We start from the raw sequence: 19561 nt of genomic DNA on the forward strand, positions 1-19561 counted from the left end.
ATTCCGCCGAGGACCACCGCCCGAGGACCATCGCCCACGGACCATCGCCCACGGACCTATGCCCACCGCACCCACCGACGAAGGACGCGCCTCATGCCACTGCCCCCGGAGGACCGCCAGTCCAGCCCTTACACCGGCTGGACCAGGGCGCACTGGGAGGCGACGGCCGACGACCTGCTCGCCGCCGTCCGCCCGTACGCGAGCCCGGGCCGCGCACTCCTCGACCTCCCGGGCGCCCGCCCCAGCTGGTCGGGCCGACGCTCCGACGGCCTGGAAGGCTTCGCCCGGACCTTCCTCCCCGCCGCCCTGCGGGTCGCGGGCGCGGGCGGTGCCGACCCACAGGGCCTGCTGGAGCGGTACGCGGCGGGGCTCGACGCCGGCACGCGCACGCCGACGACCGAGCGTGATCTCGCGAACGGCGACCACGAATCCTGGCCGCCGGTAACCGACCGCGGCCAGGCCATGGTGGAAGCAGCATCGATCGCCTTCGCCCTCCGCCTCACCCGGCCCTGGCTGTGGGACCGCCTCGAGGGGCCCGTCCGTGAACGGGTGGGCCGGTGGCTCACCGGCGCCCTGCACCACACCCCCAACGACAACAACTGGTGGCTGTTCCCGCTCTCGGTCGGCGGTTTCCTCGCCGAGGCCGGCATCGAGGAGAAGGACGCCCATGCGGCCGTCCGCCGCGGACTGGAAAAGATCGACCGCTTCTACCTCGGCCACGGCTGGTACACCGACGGACGGCCCCGCGCGTTCGACCACTACAACGGCTGGGCCCTGCACCTCTACCCGGTCCTCCACGCCCACCTCGCGGGCGACCGGACGATGCTGGCCGAGTACGGCGACCGACTCGCCCTCCACCTCGCCGGCTACGCCCACACCTTCGGAGGCGACGGAGCCCCCGTCCACCAAGGCCGCTCGCTCACCTACCGCTTCGCCGCCGCCTCGGCCCTGTGGGCCGGAGCCCTCACCGGACACACCCCGCTCGCCCCCGGCACCACCCGCCGCCTCGCCTCCGGCACGCTGCGTTACTTCCTCGACCGCGGGGCCGTCGACGAGAACGGCCTGCTCACACTCGGCTGGCACGGCCCCGAGCCCCGCCTCGTCCAGCCGTACTCCGGCCCTGCCTCCCCCTACTGGGCGGGCAGCGCCTTCCTCGGCCTGCTCCTGCCTGCGGACCACCCCGTCTGGACCGAACCGGAGCTGCCCGCCCCCGCCGAGGTCCGCGACACCGTGCTCGCGCTCCCCCAGCCCGGATGGCTCGTGCAGTCGACAGCCCACGACGGACTCGTACGCCTCCACAACCACGGCAGCGACGACCAGCCCGCCGACGCCGTGCAGCCCGACAACCCGCACTACGCCCGCCTGGCCCACTCCACCGCCACCGGCCCCACCCACGAGGGTGTCGCCGACAACCACCTCGCCCTGCTCGTCGGCGGACAGCCCACCGAACGCGGCCGGATCCGTCCCCTCGGCGCCGGCGACGGCTGGGCCGCCTCCACCTGGCTCCCCCGTGTCGCCGGCCAGGACCTCCCCGGTGTCACGGTCACCTCCCTCACCGTCGCGCACGGCCCCGACGAAGTACGCGTCCATCTGGTCACCGGAGCCGCGGCCGGCACCGGCGTGCGCCACGGCGGATGGGCCGTCGCCGGCTCCCGGGTCGAGGCGGGCCCCGCCGCGACCGCCCGCGCCGACGGACGCCTCACCAGCGAGCTCCGGAACCTGTGGGGCTTCACCACCGCCGAGACCGTACCCGTGCCCGGCGGCACCGCCTACGGCCCCACGGCCGTCCTGCCCGTCCTGACCGGAACCCTGCCCGGCGGTACGGCACTGCTGGCCTGCGCGGTCCGGCTCACCGGCACGGGCGGCCCGAGCCCACTCCGCGGGCCGGAACTGGAGATCGAGTCCGGCGGGGGCGAGACCGGCGAGACCTGGCGGCTGAGCATCCGCTGGCCCGACAGCACGGTCCACCACCTGCGGATCGGTCCCGGGACCGTTTCCACCCGCCCCGGGAGCTGAGAGCCGCCGTGCCTCCCCTCGCCGGCCCCGGCCCGTGCGCGGGTGCGGTGGACCCCTCTCTCGTACGGAAGCCGGCCGGACCCGCGCCGGGCGCCACCGGCCGCCCGTACGACAGCGGTCAGCCGCCGCAGGACGTGCGGACGCGCAGCGCGGGCAGCAGTGACGTGCGCTGAGCCGGCAGCCCGGGGCCACCCGTGAGCCGCCGCAGCAGCAGGGCGAACGCGGCTTCGCCGACCGCACGCTTCGGCGGGGCGACCGCGGTCAGCGGCGGAGCCGCCAGCGCGGCGAACATGTCGTCGTAGGCGATCAGGGCCACGTCGGCGGGCACCCGGAGGCCGAGCACCCGGAGCAGCGGCGGCAGCCGTATCGCGTCCTGGTCGCTGTGGACGAGCACCGCCCGGACCCCGTCCGCGGCCGCGTCGGCGATCCGCCGGGCGAGCCCGCCGGGGTCGGCCACCGCCCCGTCCGGTCCGAGCGTGTCGAGCACGGGCAGCGGCTCCATCCCGAGCAGGCGCATGCCCTCGGCATAGCCGGCCCGTACCTCCGCGGCGGTCCACGAATCGCTCCGGGCGGCGAGGAGCACGCTGCCGTGACCGAGCCCGACGAAATGCCTCAGGGCCCTGAACACCCCGTCCCGGTGGTCGGAGCCGATGGTGTCCAGCTGGGAGCCCGGCCCGTCAGGAGTGGGTGAGCGCCGCTCCACGAGCACCGTCGGGACCGGCAACGAGTTCAGCCACTCGCAATCGTCGTCGGGGCCCGGCCGCAGCCTGGGAGCGAGGAGGAGCCCCTGGGCGCCGGATTCCAGCAACTGCTCCACCTGGGCCTGGTCGTCCCTCGCTCCGGTGGGCGTGATGCCGAGCACCAGTCGTGCCGCGGCGGCGGTGGCGGCCGAGCGCACACCAGCGATGATCTCGTCGAAGTACGGGCCTACGGACGGGACCAGGAGGCCCACGGTCGGACCGGAGGTGCAGTGGGGGCCCGCGGGACGTCGGTCGGACGGGGAGGGTTCGAGGGAGACGTAACCGTGCGAGCGGGTGACGCTTCCCGAGTCGGCCAGGGCGGCCACGTCCCGGCGGACCGTGACCGCGGGAATCCCCAGCCGCTCGGCGAGCTCGGCCACTCGGACTTGCCCGCCGAGTTCGCCGAGCACCGTCACGATGAGCCTGCGGCGCTCTTCTCCCGAGATGCCCACGTCCAGCCCCTCATGATTCTTGCGCTGCGCGTATCGACCTGCCAGCAGATCAAAGAGTATCATTCGATCGAATTTCGATCAAAGGAGCAGCCCCTCCAGGGTGCTACCTCGAGGGACGACGCCGCGGCTCGTCCCCCCGCGGAAAGGGCTCCTGGGGAGGCAGCGCGGCACGGACGACCGGAGGCCGCCACCGGTGGCCGGTCGACAGATCACTTATCGATCGAATGGTAGATTTTCGACTTACGGGGTCGCCGTCATCGCCTCGGCGGCCCACGGGCAGGAGGGCCTCATGTCCATCTCGGCCGACGAGCGCCGCGCCCGGATCCTCGCCGAGGTGCAGACGCTCGGCTCGGTACGCGTGGTGGAGCTCGCGGAGCGACTCGGCATCCCGGCCGTCACCGTCCGCCGCGACGTCGCCGCCCTCGCCGACGCCGGCGCGGTGCACAGATCCCACGGCTCCGTGTCCGTCGCCGGCCGCCAGGACGCCAGGCCGACGGACGGACCGTCCCTCGGCCTGCTCGTACCCGGGGTAGGTCAGTACTTCGACGAGGTCATCGCAGGGGCCCGGGTCGCCGTCGCCGGCGCGGGCGCGCATCTGGTCCTCGCCATCTCCTCCTACCAGGCCAGTGCGGATCGCGGCCAGGTCGAGCAACTGCTCAAGTCCGGGGTCGACGGGCTTCTCCTCGCCCCCAACTGGCTGCCCTCCGACCGACTGGACACCCAGGCCTGGGTCGGCGAGCTCGCCGTACCCACGGTGCTGGTCGAACGACGACCCGCCCGGCAGAGCACCGCGGCGGAATTCGACTCGGTCTCCTCGGACCACCGCCACGGAGTCCTCCTGGCCCTGCGGCACCTCTCCTCCCTCGGGCGGCGGCGCATCGCCCTGGTCGCCCGCCGTGACACCTATACGGCGCACCAGGTCCGCACGGGCTACACCGATGGCTGCGCCCTGCTGGGCCTGACCGCGGAACCCGTGATCGACAGCGGCAGCCCGCACGTGGAGACGGAGGCGATCGCCGATCAGGTCGCCCAGCTTCCCGCACGGGGCATCGACGCAGTGCTCGTCCACAACGACCAGGACGCCATCCAGCTGCTCCCGCTCCTGCGCGCCCGTGGCGTGAAGGTACCCGGCGATCTGTCCGTGGTCAGCTACGACGACGTCTTCGCCGCCCTGGGAGCCCCTCCGCTGACCGCGGTCGCCCCGCCGAAGAAGGCCGTCGGAGCCGAAGCCGCCGAACTGCTCCTGCGCAGGATCAGGGGCGGCGCCGCCAACCCGGCGCTGCCGGTGCGGCACGTGCAGCTGCTGCCCGCACTCATGGTCCGCGAGTCCTGCGGCGCCTCGATCGCGTGACACTCCGTAGCGATCCCACTCCAGATCAAGTTGTATCATTCTCTACAGTTCTGACCATTTGATCTCAAGTGTTGATTTCGATTAAACGATCGCTCTATGGTAGAGAACAAGGCGCCCCCTCGGCGGCAGACCGGATCTCCGGCCCCGACGACCAGTGCGCGGCCCTTCGACTCCAGAAGGAGTCATCATGGAATCTCTGCTGCGTGTCTGTGCTGTAGTCGTGCCCGCGCTGCCCGAATCGGTCTCCTCCCTGAGGCGTCTCGTCCGTCGCGAGGCCAAGCGCTGGCTCCTGTCGGGTGAGGCGCAGGATGCGCTGCAGCTCGTCGTCAGCGAGCTGGCCGGCAATGTGGTCCTGCACAGCGGGAGCCCGTACGTCGCTCTGCTCCTGCGGGTCGAGATGGGCGTGCTGACCGTCAAGATCAGGGACGGCGGACGTTGGGGCGGCCGTTCCGCGGTCGTAAAACGCGAGGACGGCGACTGCTGCGGGCGGGGGCTGACCCTCGTCGGCGCCGTAGTCTCCAGGTTCGCGGTCGTCCGCACCCCCGGTGGCACCGAGGTGGTCGCCGAACTCGATCTGCCGGCGACCGTCGTCCCCGCACGGAGGCAGACCGAAGAGTGCCTCGAACTGACTCCGGCATAACGCGTACGCATCTGATTGATCAGCGTTAGACGTTCATTGGGCCTTACCTGCCGATCGGCAGTGGGGCCCTTATTCATTTCAGGCCGTTCCTGCCCGCCGACAACACCACGCTCTCCTGACGTTTCACGAAATATCGTGTATCGAGTTCAGTAATCCTGACGCCACCCCCATTGCAACTGACCGGAACATTCAAATGATCCGGTGCCTTCACTATCGAGAGATCAGGCTGGTTGCGCTCACCGCCTGGTATAGGGCAGCCTTCTCGAAATGGATCCCGCAATGACCGTCTGGTCACTGTCGGTGACTCGACGCTGAGAAATGCGCGGCCGCTGCGGCGATTTTTCATCGCCGACCCCCATGCACTGCCCTCCCCCATTCACCGGAATTCGTGCCGACCGGGACCACCGGCGCACTCGCGATCGTCGTCCGAGCCCCGAAGTGGTTGTCGGCGGATCTTGCCGCGATCCGACCAGACCGTGGCGGACTGAACCGGCTGATGGTCGCCAACCGCTCCTGCGAGCACTGGCGGCAGCCCGAAGATCAGACCGATCTGCCCATCGCCATGCGTGTTGTCCCCGCGTGGGTTGCACAGCCTTGATGCCCAGGGGGCACGATGACGACGAAGTGGCCCGTGTCGGGTCCTGTGACCGGCGGCGTGATAGCCGCCTGTACCGCGATAGTTGTGCTCCTCGCGAGCGGTTGCGGCGCTGGTGGCGAGAACGGGCGGGGCGCCCTGGCCGCGCGGATGCCGCCGACGTCGGCCCCGAGTACGGCTCCTGGTGTGAAGGCTTCCGACAGGGCACCGTCGGCAACCACGGCGACCAAGCCTGTACTTGCCCCCGGGACCCCCTCGGCCGCGAACCCGGCCCCCGCCCCTGTCAAGGCCCGCGCCTCCTCCTCGGCCACGTCCTTCGAGCAGCGGCACACCGAGGGATTCTGGACCGCCGAGCGGATGCGCTCGGCTGCCCTGCTCGACCTGGTGGCGGACACGGGCGCCCGGTCCCAGGCCGCCACGCTCGTCTCCCGGGCCGCGCGGACCGTGTGGGACGCGGTCATGCCGACGGTGATCGGCCCGACCCGCGCCCCGGCATCTTCCGCGGTGCCCTTCCCCCAGACCGGTGGCCCCTGGACAGGCGGTGGGGCGGTGGTGCGTACCTCGGGCCGGGTGTTCTTCACCTTCCAGGGCCGTACCGCTTCCTGTTCCGGTGATTCCGTCACGAGCCAGAACGGCAGCACGGTGATCACGGCGGGCCATTGCGTGAAGTACCAGGGCCGCTGGCACACCGACTGGGTGTTCGTGCCGGCGTACGACAACGGGAGTGCGCCGTACGGCCAGTGGCGTGCGACCCGGACCTTCTCGACCGATCAGTGGGTGGCGAACGAGGACATCGACTACGACGTCGGTCTGGCGGTCGTGGCCCCGCTGAACGGCCGGAAGCTCAGCTCCGTCGTCGGAGCCCAGGGCGTCCTGTTCAACGGCGGTTACGACAAGGCGACGTACGCCTTCGGATTCCCGGCGGCGGCCCCGTACGACGGGACCAGGCTGATCCACTGCGGTGGCGACTCGGGCAGGGACCTCCTGCTGTCCAACGACCACAGCCTGGGCTGCGACATGACCGGCGGTTCCAGCGGAGGTCCCTGGTTCCAGAACTTCGACGAGGCCACCGGGACCGGACTGCAGGTCTCGGTGAACAGCTTCGGCTACGCCTTCCTCCCGAACCGCATGTTCGGCCCATACTTCGGCCCCGAGGCGAAAGCCGCGTACGACAAGGCCCAGACTTCCTGACCGACCGGTAGGAATGGCTCGACGGCAGGCCAAGGCGCATGAATTCCAAGGTGCGAGGCACTCAGGGCCTGGAATCTTGAGGGCGTCATGTCCCTGAAGGCCCGTATTGCCCTGGTGAGGTTTATCCCACACCACAAGGGGGCGAATTGTGTGCTCATATGGTCTCACCCCTTTCTCATCACTTCGCTTTAACGTCGCTCGCCTCTTAGCGAGGCACCGGGCACACCGCCCGAAGATTCACAGCGAGGAGGCGTTCGTCATGGACAAGTACGTAGAGTTTCTGAACAAGATGACAGACAGGGTGAACAACCACTGTGAGCCCGTGCCGCACGAAAAGGTGTGCGCGGTATCCCTCCGGGGATTGGCCCAGATCAGGCACCAGCTTCCATGCTGCGAACCTGAGGCCCGAAACTATCAATCCCTGCTTTTCCTCGCCATCTCCAAGCCTTTGATGAATGTACGAGGAGAACTGCCGGTTTCGGTCTGGCTGATCAAGGCCCTTGGGGACCTGGACGCCCACGAGGGACCTACTCATCGGTACGTTGAGTGGGCGACGGCGGGATTGCAGGCCCTTGCGAGAGGCTTGGAAGCCACGGGCGTGCCTCGTAGCCCTGTGTCCACCCAGACCTCCGCCGCGGTGGAGCGCTCCCGATCGATCGAGCTGGCGACGATCCAGGAGCTTCAGCGACTCCATGACGAGGCTTCACTGGCCGCGGCTTGCCCTTGATCGTGAGCGACGAATGCGCCCACCTGTCACTTCGACCCCACAGGTCACGGCAGGTGGGAAGGCCCAGGATCGCCGCGGCGGCGTGTTCCAGGACCCGAGCAGGCTTCGGTGACCGACGCGCCGGTCCAGGCGGGCCCGGGCAGGCCGCATCCTGGCCGGGTACTGGGTGGTCGACCTCGAGAACGACGTTCGCTCCCGCCCGCTCGCCAACGGAGACCGCGCCTTCGCCCTCCTCCGGCAACAGCCTGTGCCTGGACCTCTACGGCGGCCTGAAGGGCGGCACGTGATTCGACACCTGGCCCTGCGGCTCCGGCCAGGAGAACCAGGTCGCCCAGCTGCCCGTTTCCCAGGCCACCGGTGAGATCCACGTCCTGACGACCCCCGCGGACCAGAGGACCCCGGCGGTCGTGACCTGCCTGACCGCCAACGGCCCCATCGCCGCCGGGCAGCCAGGTCGTCAGCATCTCGTGCCAGGGCACCAGCCCCCTCCTTTCCCCGGCAAGGCCTAGCGCTTTGTCCTAGTGCATCCCAAAGGCGGTAGTTGCCATGAAACGACCTCTTCTCACCCTGGCCGTGGTAGGTCTCGGCAGTGTGCTCACCCTGTCGGCATGCGGTAGTTCCGGGTCCGGCTCGGCCGATGGAACCACCACGATCAGGTTCGTCGCCGCCGACTACGGCGCCAACGGTGAGAACCCCAGCCGGACGTACTGGGAGAGCGTGATCTCGGCGTTCACGAAGAACTATCCGAAGATCAAGGTCGATCTGCAGGTGGTCGACTGGAACTGGATGGTGCAGAACGGCAACCAACCGGACGTCCTGCAAACCGGCGGCTACGCCGACTTCGCGAAGAGCGGCCTTCTCTACCCCGCCGAGGACGTGCTGTCCACCTCCACCATGGCGGACTTCGTTCCCTCGATGCTCGACGCCGGCAGGCAGGGCGAGACCACCTACGGCATACCGTTCGTCTCCAGCGCCCGGATGTTCCTGATCAACGACACCCTGTTCAAGCAGGCGGGCCTGGACCCGAGCAAGCCGCCGCAGACCTGGGCGGAGGTCACGAAGGCCGCCACCGCGCTGAAGAAGGCCGGTGTCGAGGTCCCGCTGGGCATCCCGCTCGGCAGGGAGGAGGCACAGGCCGAGTCGTTCATCTGGATGATGGGCAACGGCGGCGGCTACCAGAGCGGCGGCGAGTACACGATCAACTCGGTCTCCAACGTGGAGACCTTCACCCAGCTCAAGAAGTGGGTGGACGGCGGACTGACCGAGAAGAGCCCGGCTTCCGTCAATCGGACCGATCTCACCAAGGACTTCGCCTCGGGCAAGGTGGGCATGATCAACGGCTCCCCCGGTCAGCTCGCCGAGCTCAAGGGCATGGATGTCACATGGTCCGCCATGCCGGGCAAGGACCGGCAGAGCAACAGCACCCTGGGCGTCGGCGACTGGGTGATGGCCTTCAAGAAGAGCGGCCACAGGAAGGAGATCAAGTCGTTCCTGGACTTCATCTACCAGCAAGAGCACACCGTGTCCTTCGCCACCCGCTACAACCTCCTGCCGGTGACCCGGTCGGGGTTGAATGCCCTCGAGAAGGACCCGGCCCAGAAGGCCCTGAAGCCCTTCCTGGACATCCTGCCGAACGCCACCTTCTACCCGACCAGCGACCCGACCTGGCCGGGTGTCTCGGCCCAGATCAAGACGCAGATCGGCAGTGCGGTGTCGGGCGACCCGACCATGGCGCTCGACGCCCTGCAACGGGCCGCGCAGCAGGCGGCAAGGTGAGTCGGCCGCATCGCTGACGCTGTGCGAGATCGCCGCACCGGACAGGAGCGGGCCTCGACAAGTACCGCAAGCTGTTCTCCGACCCCCGGCTGCCCGACGTGCTCACCTGGACCGCGGTGTGGACCGTGGTGGTGGTCGGGCTGACGATGGTCCTCCCGCTCGCGCTGGCGCAGCTGTTCGACCAGCAATTCCCAGGCCGGCGGATCACCCGCTGGGCGCTGATCGCCCCTTGGGCCGCCTCCGTGCTGATGACCGCGATCGGCTTCCGCTGCCCGGGGGAGGTCTACGAAGCCGCCCGCGTCGACGGCGCCTCGCGATGGCAGACCTACTCGCGTATCACGCTGCCGCTGCTGCGCCCGGCCTTCCTGGTCGGTCTCGTGATCATCCTGATCAGGTGAACTGCGGGACAACGGCTACCTTCCGTCCCACTTCGACTGGTCGGCCTTCACCCGGGTCTGGACGGACACCGCCCTGGGGCAGAACCTGGCCAACACCCTGCTGATCGCCGGCGGTTCGACCGCTCTGGTGATCCTGGTGGCGCTGCCCGCCGCGTACTGCACGGCCCGGATGCGCTTCCGCGGGCGCACCGCCTTCCTGCTGCTCGTCCTGGTCACCCAGATGTTCCAGCCGACGGCGCTGCAGGTGGGCCTCCACCGCGAGTTCCAGGCGCTCGGACTGCTCGACACGGTCGCCGTGCTGACCGTCGCCAACGCCGCCTTCAACCTGGCGTTCGCAGTGTGGATCATCAGCGCGTACATCGGTTCCATCCCGGTGGAGCTCGAAGAGGCCGCGATGATCGACCGAACGCCACGTGGTCTCGGGCCTCACCGCGGGCTCGGTGAAGTGAGCCCCGGTCATACGGTGTCGGCGCTCATACGCACAACACGTCGATGCCCAGCGAGGACAACTGCTCCACCAGGGCGGCAGGGGCGTCCCGGTCGGTGACGAGGACGGAGATCTCGGCAACCGTGCAGACCCGGGCGAAGGCCCGCTGGCCGAGTTTGGTGGAGTCGGCGACGACGATCACCTGCTCGGCCCGCTCGGCCAGGGCGCGGTTGACACTGGCCTCGCCCTCGTCGTGGGTGGACGCGCCGAACTTCGGGTCCATGGCGTCGACACCGAGGATCGCGTAGTCCAACGCCAGGGCCAGGAGCGCCGTGACGGCCCCCGGGCCGGTCAGTTCGTAGGAGTTCGTGCGGGCGACCCCACCCGTCACCACGGTCGTCACGTGAGGGCGAACGGCCAGCTCGTTGGCTATGTTGATGGCGTTGGTGACGAGCGTCAGGGAGGTGCCGGCGGACTGGGCGGCCGAGTTGGAGCGTGTCGCGAGCTCGCGGGCGACTTCCGACTCCGTGGTACCGCCGTTGAGCCCGACCACGGCACCGGGACGAACGATGCCGGCGGCGGCGCGGGCGATCCGGTGCATCTCGTCCGCTTTGCGCGCGGTCTTGTAGCAGAGGGGCAAGTCGTATGCGACACCACTCAGTACCGCCCCTCCGCGCGTGCGCGTGAGCAACTGCTGGCGGGCCAACTCCCCCATGTCGCGGCGGATGGTGGCCGCTCAGGCGTCGTTCCGGTACCCGGGATACGGGTACCGGCGACGCCCCCGCTGTGCAACCGATACGAAACGGATCGTTGCGTGATCAGTGTGCGATGGGAAGCGGAGGCTGTCAACACGAGACGTAGCGTTGCGCTCGGATAGAGTCGGCCTGTGACCCCCGCCATCCGCAGCGAGCAGTCCCGTCAAGCCATCGTCGACGCCGCTTTCGGGCTCTGCGCCGAGCGGGGCTTCGCAGCGATCACGATCGAAGGGATCGCGGCCCGCGCGGGTGTCGGTAAGACGACCATCTACCGGTGGTGGCCTTCCAAAGCCGCCATCCTCATCGAGGGCATCGAGACGGCCCGGGACGCCGCCGCCGGCTTTCCCGACACCGGTGACATCCGGGCGGACCTGGCCGCCCAGACCTCGAGCGTCATGGCACTGTTCAATACGGAGTTCGGCACCATCTGGCGCGGACTGATCGGCGCCGCCCAATCCGACAAGGCCGCGGCCGACGGGGTCACCCGCATCCTGCGGGTCTCCATCGACGCGTGCGTCGCTCGCCTCGCCAAAGCCCGCGAGGCCGGGCAGATCCGCGCCGACCTGGACCTCGAACTCGCGGTCGAACTCCTCTACGGGCCGATCTACCACACCTGGCTCCTGCGCACCCGCCCCCTGCCAGAGGCATACATGGAAGCGGTACTCACTACGCTTCTGCCCGCGCTGGTGCCGGCGCCCGGCGAGCCGTCTTCCTAGGACCGGCAGGTTGGTCTGCGTGCCCAGTCCGGACGCGCTTCCCGATGATGGCTGACCGTCCGTACGGGGCGGATGCGTCGGACCTGCCCGAGACCCGGTCGGCATCGGCAGACCCGCTCACCGGGACGGTTCTCAACCAACGCTCCAGCTCGCTCAGAGCAGGCCGGCCCTGTAGGCGAGGAGGGCGAGCACGACCGAACGGGACGGCATCATCCTGCTCCACGAGCGGTACGCCCGCACGATCCCGGCCGTTCCGGACATCATCGGCAACCCCCGCGAGCGGGGCTACACCTTCGTCACCGTATCCCAGCGGTTCGCCCCGGCCCGCGCCGAACCGGGCAGGGCCTTACCGGCCGTGACGCCCGCGGCTGGTAAGGCCCTGCCCGGCGCAGCGCCCTGACACGGTGATCGTCTCGGAGACCGTCCGCTGCTCCCACTTGCCGTCGCAGGTGCCGGCGCCCTCGGTCACCGGGGCAGGTGTGGCGTGCCCCTCGGGGATGTCGATGCCGTCCGGGGCTTCGGTGATGACGCCGCCGCGCCCGCACGAGCACCCCACGGTGGCGACCCGGCTCAAGTCCGCACGCCCGCTGGTGCCCGCCCGAATCTGGCGCCCGCGTCGTCCGTACCGGTTCGCGGGCGAGGACATGTACGGCCACATGCCCTCGGCCGCGAGCTTGTACCTGACGTACGTCAGCGTGACGGCGCGCCCTCGCGGCTCTCCACGATCACTCGGGCCCGCGCCACGACGACTGGCTCGCCGGGTACAGCACGCCGAGCCAACCCGCCTCGGCATCGAGTGGGCCCCATAGTGGACGGCGGTGATGGTGCGGTGATTGTCCGGCGGCCACGAGCACACGGACGCCTCAGTAGCCGCATCCTCGGAGTTCGGCGGTCTGAGGATGTCGAGAACGTGCCACGGGCTCCGTCCCAGGGACATCAGCGGCCACCACCGGCCGCACGAGGAAGAAGGAGAATCCGCCATGGCGATTCAGCGGATGGACAATGTCGGCATCGTCGTCGAGGACCTGGATGCCGCCATCGCGTTCTTCGTGGAACTCGGTATGGAGCTGGAGGGCAAGGCGACGGTCGAAGGCCTCGTCGCCGACCAGTGCACCGGGCTCGACGGTGTCCGCTGTGACATCGCGATGGTCCGGACCCCGGACGGTCACAGCCGGCTCGAGCTGGCGAAGTACCGCAGCCCCGCGGTGATCAGCGCCGGGCCGCGCAACCGGCCGCACAACATTCTGGGCACGCATCGCGTCATGTTCGCCGTCGACGACATCGAGGAGACCGTTGCCCGACTACGCCCCCACGGCGCCGAACTCATCGGCGAGATCGCCCGGTTCGAGGACAGCTACCTGCTGTGCTACGTCCGCGGCCCGGAGGGCATCATCGTCGGCCTAGCCGAGCAACTGCGCTGAGAGGGAGGGGCCAGCCGTGCAGCCGGACCGTCGGCGCCTCGACCTGGGCGGGTCTCTCGCCTGCTCGCAACGCCCCGTCCTCTCCCGGCGGGCCCGTGCCTGGCGGCCCGTTGTCCGGGGCGCCCGGCACGGGCCGATACCGCAGCCCGACCACCGGTCATGACGGGTATTCACGAGCTGGTGTCGGGGACTTCCGCTGCCGCGCCGGCCCGGACGACGTTGACGACGCGTTCGTGGAACGCGGCGGGACCGGCCGGTGGGAGCGGGCCGGGCAGCCTGCGAAGAGACGAGGTACGCGACCTGGGCGCGGGTCGAGGTGCTGGCCAGTGCGGCGCAGGCGCCTTTGGGTGCGGTGCCGGAGGCGGCGCCGGCCGACATCCGGCGGGCCCCGGTACCGGCCGTGTCGCGGATCGGCGGATCCCGCCCGCACCTTGGCTGGAGCCGTGGAGCGACAGCTGGTCACCGTCGCGCGCGTGCGGGGTCGGGATGACGGCGGGGCCGTCGTCGGAGTGGAACCCGATGTGGACGTGCGGAGCCTCGTCGAGGATGGCGCGGGCATCGTCCCCGTCGCAGGCCATCCACTCCGGGTAATGGACCCCGGGGGTGGTGCATCGTCGAGCACAGGGGGGCCGCGCATCGGGCCTGTGTACTCCCAGGGGGCCCGCGCCGCCTACCCGGCCGCCCGTTCGGCGGCTCGTACCTGTGCGGAGAATTCCTTCGCGGTCAGCCGCTGGAGGGTGCCACCGTGGCGCCGGGCGAGCTCGTCCGCGAGCCGCGGGTCGGACTCGTACAGGTCGGCGATGAGCAGCGCCGCCCCTTCCTCGACCCGGCTGCTCAGCATGATCATTCCGGCGCCGCCCTCCTGCGCCCAGCCCTCCTCCGCCGCGTTGCCCAGCGCCGCCCCGGCAGCCGCGCCGAGGAAGACGCCGATGGGGCCACCCAGCAGGCCGAGCAGTCCGCCGGCCAGGCCCGCACCAGCGGTGGTCACGCCCGCGCCGGAGACGTGGCTTTCCGGGACATCGAGGAGCCCCTCGTCCGACCGCTCCAGGACCGCGGTCTGCCGCAGTCCTGGAAGGGCGACGGCGTCCTTGTACGCCGCCCGGCCGGCCTCGGAACTCGCGAAGGTGATCAGCAGCACGTGGTGGTGGCTGTCAGCCATGTCGGATGCCTTCCGCCGCGTCGAATGTGCCGGCGTGCTCGTCCGGCCCGGCGAGTGCACACCACACACCAGTGGACCCCGCGTTCGCCCGGACCGCCACCGAAACGGCGCAACCGTGGGTACAGCGGTCCCTGGCGAGCCCGCTTCCGGCCGGGTGGGACGCTCATCCCGGTCCCGGTCCCGGTCCCGGTCCCGGTCCCGGTTACGGTCACGACCCTGCTCCAGCTCCTACCCGGCACGATCGCTCGCTGACAACCAACGGCTGCCACCGCACCGCCCATTCACATCCGGACGGATCCTCGTCAGGCAGGACTGTCGTAGGTGTAAAAGCGGGTGTGGTCCAGCATGTCAGCGGGGGTCACGTCATTCCACGGTCGCATGGTGTCGTGCAGGCTGACCACGTTTGGCGTGGCCGAGCCGGGCAGATACTCCGAGGCGGGATGGAGCTGCTGCCACTGCGCCCACAGCTTGTCGATGAACGCGTGATGGAGCCAGAACGCGGGGTCGTTCGGGGAGGCGCCCGTGCTCATGTTCCCGCCGATCCAGGTATGGACACGGTTGTGGATGCCAGTACCGCGGAACGCGCGCCAACCCTCGAGGGTGTTGCGGAACCCGCCTCGTGAGGCGCTGTTCCACGGAGCTACGTCGTAGATGTCTACGGCCAGTGCGACGTCGACCTCTTGTCGTGCCGGCAGCGGCAGTCCGCCGCCAAGGCTACGGCGCAAGAAGTCACGTTCGTCGATCCCGCCAGTGATCGGCCAGGCGCCCTTGGTGGCGCCGAACGGCCCGTCCATGACCTGCCGGTCCTCCTCCCGGCCAGTCCCGCCGAGAAAGTCCGGTGCCCAGAGCGACGACGTCGGCTCACGGTCGACGGTCCAGTCCCAGTACGGAAGCGCAACAGATGGGTCGACGGACTGCAACGCTGTTTCGAACTCTATGAGAAATCGGCGGTGCCACGGCAGGAAGGACGGCGAACGGTGACCGACGCGTTCACCCTGGTCGGTGTCGCTCATGATGAAATCACTGTGAGTGGAAACGAATGCGTCGTAGCGACCACTGCTCTTCAGGGCCAGAACCGCGCTGGTAAAGCGGTTCTTCTCGTCCTGAGTGAGGTTGGCTTGATTCTTCCGGACGGTCATATTGGATATTTTTCCCTGGTCAGTGGTTGAACGGCCGCAGATTGGCGCCATCGAGATCGACGACAGCGGCGCATGTGAGGTCCAGCGGTGCGGCAAGAGGTCCGTAGTGATTGACGACGCTGGTGCCTGCGCCATCGGCATTCCGCATCACACGCGCTTCCGCGCCCGCGATGAGGACGGCGCGATTCCCTTGACCCGCATGATGGCCGGATCCGCGCACCGGCCGCCCCTGTAGGCGGCGCCCGTGCAGACCTCGCCGAACGAGTCCGGCCCAGGTCCGTCCGGAGCCCCGGAGTCCTGCGCGGCACCAGCCGCAGTGGTCACGGAGACGACGATGTCCGCAGCGGCACCAGATGCGATGTCCGGGATTGGACGGCGGGATATTGCAGGCAAAACGGACCTCTAGCTTGGCGGCGTGACGATGGCAGCCCGCCGAACAGCGGATATGCAGTGGCCATGACTACATGGCACACCAGGCCCGGCAGCAATCAAATCCGGATGGTTAACCTCAAATCAGACATTCCAACTGAAGGCGCCTGGTACTGATTTGCAGTAACATTTCTTGCAATATTGGCCGAGGGCGGCAAATCCTGCGCCTGATCGGCTACCTGGCCGTAGAATCCACGCTTCGACCCTATTCGAGTGATGCCCAAACCGGCAGAAGTCTGGCTAAAAACTGCGACTGGCCTCAGTTCGACAGCAAGGTCCGGCCGCTCCATCGACGATGATCCGTCCCGGCCAAGGCCCGCGGAGGCCGGGCCGGACGTCGCGACCTCCTACGCGGGATGCATCGGGGTTCCCGGTCGCCGACCAGGCCGCGGTGGTGGCCCAAACGGGATCCGATCTCGCGACAGCCGGTGGCGGGGCGCTCAGCAACCGACTGTCCAACAGTCGCCGTTCTCCTGTCGGCGTCCATCTGCAAGAGACGTCGCCTGCGCAGACAATCCGCTGGGGCTAGCGTCGGCGCCACAACCCGCCACCCTCTCAAGCCCCCGAGGCGCCGCCGCATGAACGGAATCTCAGGCCGTAAGTACGGACGGCTGAGAATGTACGGAAGAGCCGAGGGCCTCCGGGGCGCCGCACCCCGCCCCCGCCGTCAAGACTCCGAACAGGGTCTGGGGGTTGGCCCGCAAATGCCATCGAATGATCATGAGACGATGCTTTCATGCACATAGGAATATCCTTACCGCAGTACGGGACTCATGCTCGCCCTTCGACGATCGCCGGCTTCGCCCGAGACGCCGAGACCGCCGGATTCGACTCGCTATGGGTGGGAGACCGTGCCCTGACCCCGGTCGCCCCGAGTGACGTCTATCCCGGGCACACCCCGGATTCCCCTTACCCGCCGGGCTACAAGACTTTCCTCGATCCGCTCACCGTCCTGACCGTCGCGGCCACCGTCACCACTCACGTACGGCTCGGCACAAGCACGCTCAGCGCCCCTTGGTACCCGCCACTGCTCCTGGCTCGCTCCCTGACCTCCCTGGACCAGATCAGCGGGGGACGCTTCGACGCCGGCCTCGGCATCGGCTGGATGCGAGACGAGTACACGGCGGTCAACGCGGACTTCGGCCGCCGCGGCGCCCTCCTGGACGAAACCCTCGATGTCCTTCTCGGCATTTGGGGAGACGACACCTTCGAGCACGCCGGTCCGCAGTGGACCATCCCACGCTCCCACGTCGGCCTGCGTCCCCTTCAAAAGCCTCACCCACCCCTCTTCCTAGGAGGCTTCAGCCCGGCGGCGATGCGACGCATCGGCCGCCGCGCCGACGGCTGGATGGCGGTCGTACTGCCACCGGACGTCCACGTGAGCCGGTGGGCAACCGCACGCCAGGCCGCAGAAGAGGCGCAACGTGACGCGGACAGCCTTCGCCAGTGCGTGCGCCACAACCCCAGACCGGGGGACTCGGCCGACGACATCACCACCGTGCTCCGCAAGGTACGAGACCTCGGAGTGGACGGCTGCTTCATCGACCTTCAGCACTGTGTCGAGCAGCCAGAAGAAGCCCTGGACCTCGGAATTCAGGTACTCGACCGGCTACGAGCGGGCTGACCGGACAACTCGCGGGGCCGCCCCGGGCTTTGGTCCGGGGCGGCCCGGACGGTCCGACCCGGAAAACCCCTTGCTCCCCGGACCGCCCGCTTGGTGGGATACGGGTGCTTCGACGGCGGGAGGGGAAGCTTGGCGTTGTTCGGGTGTGCGGGCTGCGGTGCGGTCCTGACGGCAGTGGTGTCGGAGGTGGCGTTGCCGATTCACCTGGCGGACACCCACTGGGAGACACTGCACCCGCCACTTCTGGAGGCCGGGTCCTACGCGGTCGACCCAGCACCGTACGGGCCGTCGGGCACCGTCCTCCTCGCGCCGGGCGACATGCGCGGCACCAAGCTGATCCTCGAGAGGACCGGGGGCTACTGCATGGGGATCGACGGGAGGGACGGGCCGAACCTTGCCTGCCTGGGCTGCGATCTGCCGGTCGGAACGAGGATGGACGACTGCGGGTGCTGGCAGGTCGTCCGGCTCGTCCCACAGGCGGTAGTGCGGCTGCCCGGACCGCCGGAGCGGCCGATCATGGACTGGGCGGAGCTGCTGGCCACGGACGCGCTGTGGCACCGGCTGGGCGAGTACCGGGACATCCCGGCGGGCGTGGCTCTCGCCCAGGTGGTGGTAGCCGCCGGGGGCGCGCCGGTCGAAGTGGCGCCCGGGCCGGTCGCTGAGCTTCTCGGCCGGTCACTCGGCGCGCTGCTGCCCCCCGGGCCGGGGACGCAGCGGCTGGACCTGGCGGGCCCTGGGTTCGGTGAACCGGCCGCTGACCTGGCGCTGGTGCCGGTCCATCCGCAGACCGGAGACACGTGGCAGCCGCGTGCAGGCGCGGTGCCGGTACCCATGGATGCCGCGCTCTGGGCCGAGCTGGCCTTTCCGCCACACCGGACCCGGCTGCCGGCGGTCGGCGGGCTTCCGGCAGGGGTGGAGCGGGACGATCCGCTGCCGCCGCGCCCGGGGTACTTGTTCCGACCGTCCAGGGAGGCGTTCCGATACACGCTCGCGCGGATACCCGCTATCAGGGAACCGTGGCTGCGGGCGATCTACGACCGAGAATACTGACCCGTCAGAGGTAGTCCGAATCCAAACGCTGAGTTGAACTTTGACGGCATGGTCATGAAGCGAGCACCCGTCCGGCCGGGACAGTGGTGCCGGACGATCAGGACGTGCTCGTCGTGCCCGCTGTCGCCGCAGCCGCGGGAGCCGGCCCCGTTGGCCGCGAACGCCACCGCGGGACATCAGGGGCGCGGCCTCGTCCCGACCGGCGTCCGCCGCCGCCGGGCGTTTCTCGACCTCCATCCCGACATACGGAGCCGTCCGACGGCAGCCGCGCAGCCAGATCCTCGTGACTCGTCACGGCCAGTCAGTCAGTCAGTCAGTCAGTCAGTCAGTCAGTGTCGACGACCCTTACGGTGACCGGAGTTCCGGCCTCCACTGTGCGGCTGACCGTGCAGAGCTTGTCGTGGGAGGTCTTTACGGCGCGCGGCAGGATCGCACGGGCCCGGTCGCCTGCCTCGCCTCCGGGGAAACGGACGGTGAAGGCGGCTTCCAGGTCCGTCATGCGGTTGCCTCCGGCGTCCTCGGCCTTGTGCCCGTCGACGGCGACGGAGAATTCGGTGGGTTCGGCGTGCCGGGTGGTGGCGACCTCCACGTCGGCCGCGGAGCAGCCGCCGATCGCGGCGAGGAAGAGCTCGACGGGGGTGAAGCCCCCGTCGGATCCAGTGCCGAAGGTGATCGTGTCACCGCGGGAGTTGGTCGCGGTGAACGTGCCCGGACCGGTCCGCTCGACGGTGACGGAGCGCAGGGAATCAGCAGTCATGGCGTCAACGGTAGCCCCGCCACCACCCACATACCGCGACACACGGCGGAGCAGGCCTCGGCTGGATCCGCGCCCCGTGTGCAGTGATCCGCCGGGCACCGCGGTGGGTGCGGCGCAGGGTGCTGTACCGCAAACGGGTCGTCGGTCCAGGGTGGGGCGCCGCGGCTGGCCGACGCACGCGGTCGAGGCGGCGGTGCG

20 protein-coding genes are annotated in these 19561 nt (G+C 69.5%); 11 read left to right on the forward strand and 9 right to left on the reverse strand.

The window, feature by feature from the left end; genetic code table 11:
* Positions 1-93 precede the first annotated feature (93 nt).
* Positions 94-2016 (forward strand): DUF2264 domain-containing protein, encoded by a 1923-nt coding sequence (locus OG389_RS01020; protein ID WP_328296517.1) that lies wholly within the window; start codon positions 94-96, stop codon positions 2014-2016.
* A gap of 118 nt (positions 2017-2134) precedes the next feature.
* On the opposite strand, the gene OG389_RS01025 is transcribed toward OG389_RS01020, so the two are convergent.
* A complete protein-coding gene (locus OG389_RS01025) occupies positions 2135-3271 on the reverse strand; it encodes a LacI family DNA-binding transcriptional regulator (protein ID WP_328296518.1) in 1137 nt (378 codons plus the stop codon).
* A 226-nt stretch (positions 3272-3497) separates the two neighbouring features.
* Here OG389_RS01025 and OG389_RS01030 point away from each other — a divergent pair, with 226 nt between their 5' ends.
* The 6 genes from OG389_RS01030 to OG389_RS01055 all read left to right on the forward strand — a co-directional run bounded on the left by OG389_RS01030 (position 3498) and on the right by OG389_RS01055 (position 9886).
* Positions 3498-4559, forward strand: coding sequence for a substrate-binding domain-containing protein (locus tag OG389_RS01030; RefSeq protein WP_328296519.1), 1062 nt, complete (start codon positions 3498-3500; stop codon positions 4557-4559).
* Between the two features lie 187 nt (positions 4560-4746).
* A complete protein-coding gene (locus OG389_RS01035) occupies positions 4747-5199 on the forward strand; it encodes an ATP-binding protein (RefSeq protein WP_328296520.1) in 453 nt (150 codons plus the stop codon).
* Positions 5200-5980: 781 nt separating this feature from the next.
* The gene (locus OG389_RS01040) at positions 5981-6985 is read left to right on the forward strand and encodes a trypsin-like serine peptidase (RefSeq protein WP_328296521.1); all 1005 of its coding nucleotides are present in this window, start codon (positions 5981-5983) and stop codon (positions 6983-6985) included.
* A gap of 259 nt (positions 6986-7244) precedes the next feature.
* Complete coding sequence (locus OG389_RS01045; RefSeq protein ID WP_328296522.1) at positions 7245-7712, forward strand: hypothetical protein; 468 nt, start codon at positions 7245-7247, stop codon at positions 7710-7712.
* 546 nt (positions 7713-8258) lie between these two features.
* Entirely contained in the window at positions 8259-9488 is a 1230-nt protein-coding gene (locus OG389_RS01050; RefSeq protein ID WP_328296523.1) for an ABC transporter substrate-binding protein, read from the forward strand.
* Between the two features lie 98 nt (positions 9489-9586).
* Positions 9587-9886 (forward strand): ABC transporter permease subunit, encoded by a 300-nt coding sequence (locus OG389_RS01055; protein WP_328296524.1) that lies wholly within the window; start codon positions 9587-9589, stop codon positions 9884-9886.
* Here the strand turns inward: OG389_RS01055 and OG389_RS01060 are convergent.
* Together OG389_RS01060 and OG389_RS01065 are read right to left on the reverse strand one after the other, a co-directional pair.
* Positions 9879-10346: a hypothetical protein gene (locus OG389_RS01060; RefSeq protein WP_328296525.1), complete on the reverse strand. Its 468-nt coding sequence runs from the start codon at positions 10344-10346 to the stop codon at positions 9879-9881. The genes OG389_RS01055 and OG389_RS01060 overlap by 8 nt on opposite strands.
* A 13-nt stretch (positions 10347-10359) precedes the next feature.
* Positions 10360-11040: a DeoR/GlpR family DNA-binding transcription regulator gene (locus OG389_RS01065; RefSeq protein ID WP_443059404.1), complete on the reverse strand. Its 681-nt coding sequence runs from the start codon at positions 11038-11040 to the stop codon at positions 10360-10362.
* A 159-nt stretch (positions 11041-11199) separates the two neighbouring features.
* On the opposite strand from OG389_RS01065, the gene OG389_RS01070 reads away from it, so the two are divergent.
* Entirely contained in the window at positions 11200-11784 is a 585-nt protein-coding gene (locus OG389_RS01070) for a TetR/AcrR family transcriptional regulator (RefSeq protein WP_328296526.1), read from the forward strand.
* Positions 11785-12130: 346 nt separating this feature from the next.
* Here the strand turns inward: OG389_RS01070 and OG389_RS01075 are convergent, their stop codons facing one another.
* Positions 12131-12358 (reverse strand): hypothetical protein, encoded by a 228-nt coding sequence (locus OG389_RS01075; RefSeq protein ID WP_328296527.1) that lies wholly within the window; start codon positions 12356-12358, stop codon positions 12131-12133.
* A gap of 406 nt (positions 12359-12764) precedes the next feature.
* Here OG389_RS01075 and OG389_RS01080 point away from each other — a divergent pair, with 406 nt between their 5' ends.
* Positions 12765-13205 carry a VOC family protein gene (locus OG389_RS01080; protein ID WP_328296528.1) on the forward strand — a complete coding sequence of 147 codons (441 nt, stop codon included), beginning with the start codon at positions 12765-12767 and terminating at the stop codon, positions 13203-13205.
* 170 nt (positions 13206-13375) lie between these two features.
* On the opposite strand, the gene OG389_RS36685 is transcribed toward OG389_RS01080, so the two are convergent.
* The 4 genes from OG389_RS36685 to OG389_RS01095 all read right to left on the reverse strand — a co-directional run bounded on the left by OG389_RS36685 (position 13376) and on the right by OG389_RS01095 (position 15954).
* Entirely contained in the window at positions 13376-13783 is a 408-nt protein-coding gene (locus OG389_RS36685; protein ID WP_443059185.1) for a pyridoxamine 5'-phosphate oxidase family protein, read from the reverse strand.
* Between the two features lie 92 nt (positions 13784-13875).
* Positions 13876-14364: a histidine kinase gene (locus tag OG389_RS01085; protein WP_328296529.1), complete on the reverse strand. Its 489-nt coding sequence runs from the start codon at positions 14362-14364 to the stop codon at positions 13876-13878.
* A 302-nt stretch (positions 14365-14666) separates the two neighbouring features.
* Positions 14667-15503, reverse strand: a complete 837-nt coding sequence (gene melC2 / locus OG389_RS01090) for a tyrosinase MelC2 (RefSeq protein ID WP_328296530.1) — start codon at positions 15501-15503, stop codon at positions 14667-14669.
* A 19-nt stretch (positions 15504-15522) separates the two neighbouring features.
* Positions 15523-15954: a tyrosinase family oxidase copper chaperone gene (locus OG389_RS01095; protein WP_328303431.1), complete on the reverse strand. Its 432-nt coding sequence runs from the start codon at positions 15952-15954 to the stop codon at positions 15523-15525.
* Positions 15955-16668: 714 nt separating this feature from the next.
* Here OG389_RS01095 and OG389_RS01100 point away from each other — a divergent pair.
* Positions 16669-17556, forward strand: coding sequence for a TIGR03619 family F420-dependent LLM class oxidoreductase (locus tag OG389_RS01100; protein ID WP_328296531.1), 888 nt, complete (start codon positions 16669-16671; stop codon positions 17554-17556).
* A 186-nt stretch (positions 17557-17742) separates the two neighbouring features.
* Entirely contained in the window at positions 17743-18606 is an 864-nt protein-coding gene (locus tag OG389_RS01105) for a hypothetical protein (protein ID WP_443059186.1), read from the forward strand.
* A gap of 325 nt (positions 18607-18931) precedes the next feature.
* Here the strand turns inward: OG389_RS01105 and OG389_RS01110 are convergent, their stop codons facing one another.
* The gene (locus tag OG389_RS01110; protein ID WP_328296533.1) at positions 18932-19363 is read right to left on the reverse strand and encodes an OsmC family protein; all 432 of its coding nucleotides are present in this window, start codon (positions 19361-19363) and stop codon (positions 18932-18934) included.
* Positions 19364-19561 lie beyond the last annotated feature (198 nt).

The sequence above is a fragment of the Streptomyces sp. NBC_00435 genome (genome assembly GCF_036014235.1).
Taxonomy (GTDB): Bacteria; Actinomycetota; Actinomycetes; order Streptomycetales; family Streptomycetaceae; genus Streptomyces.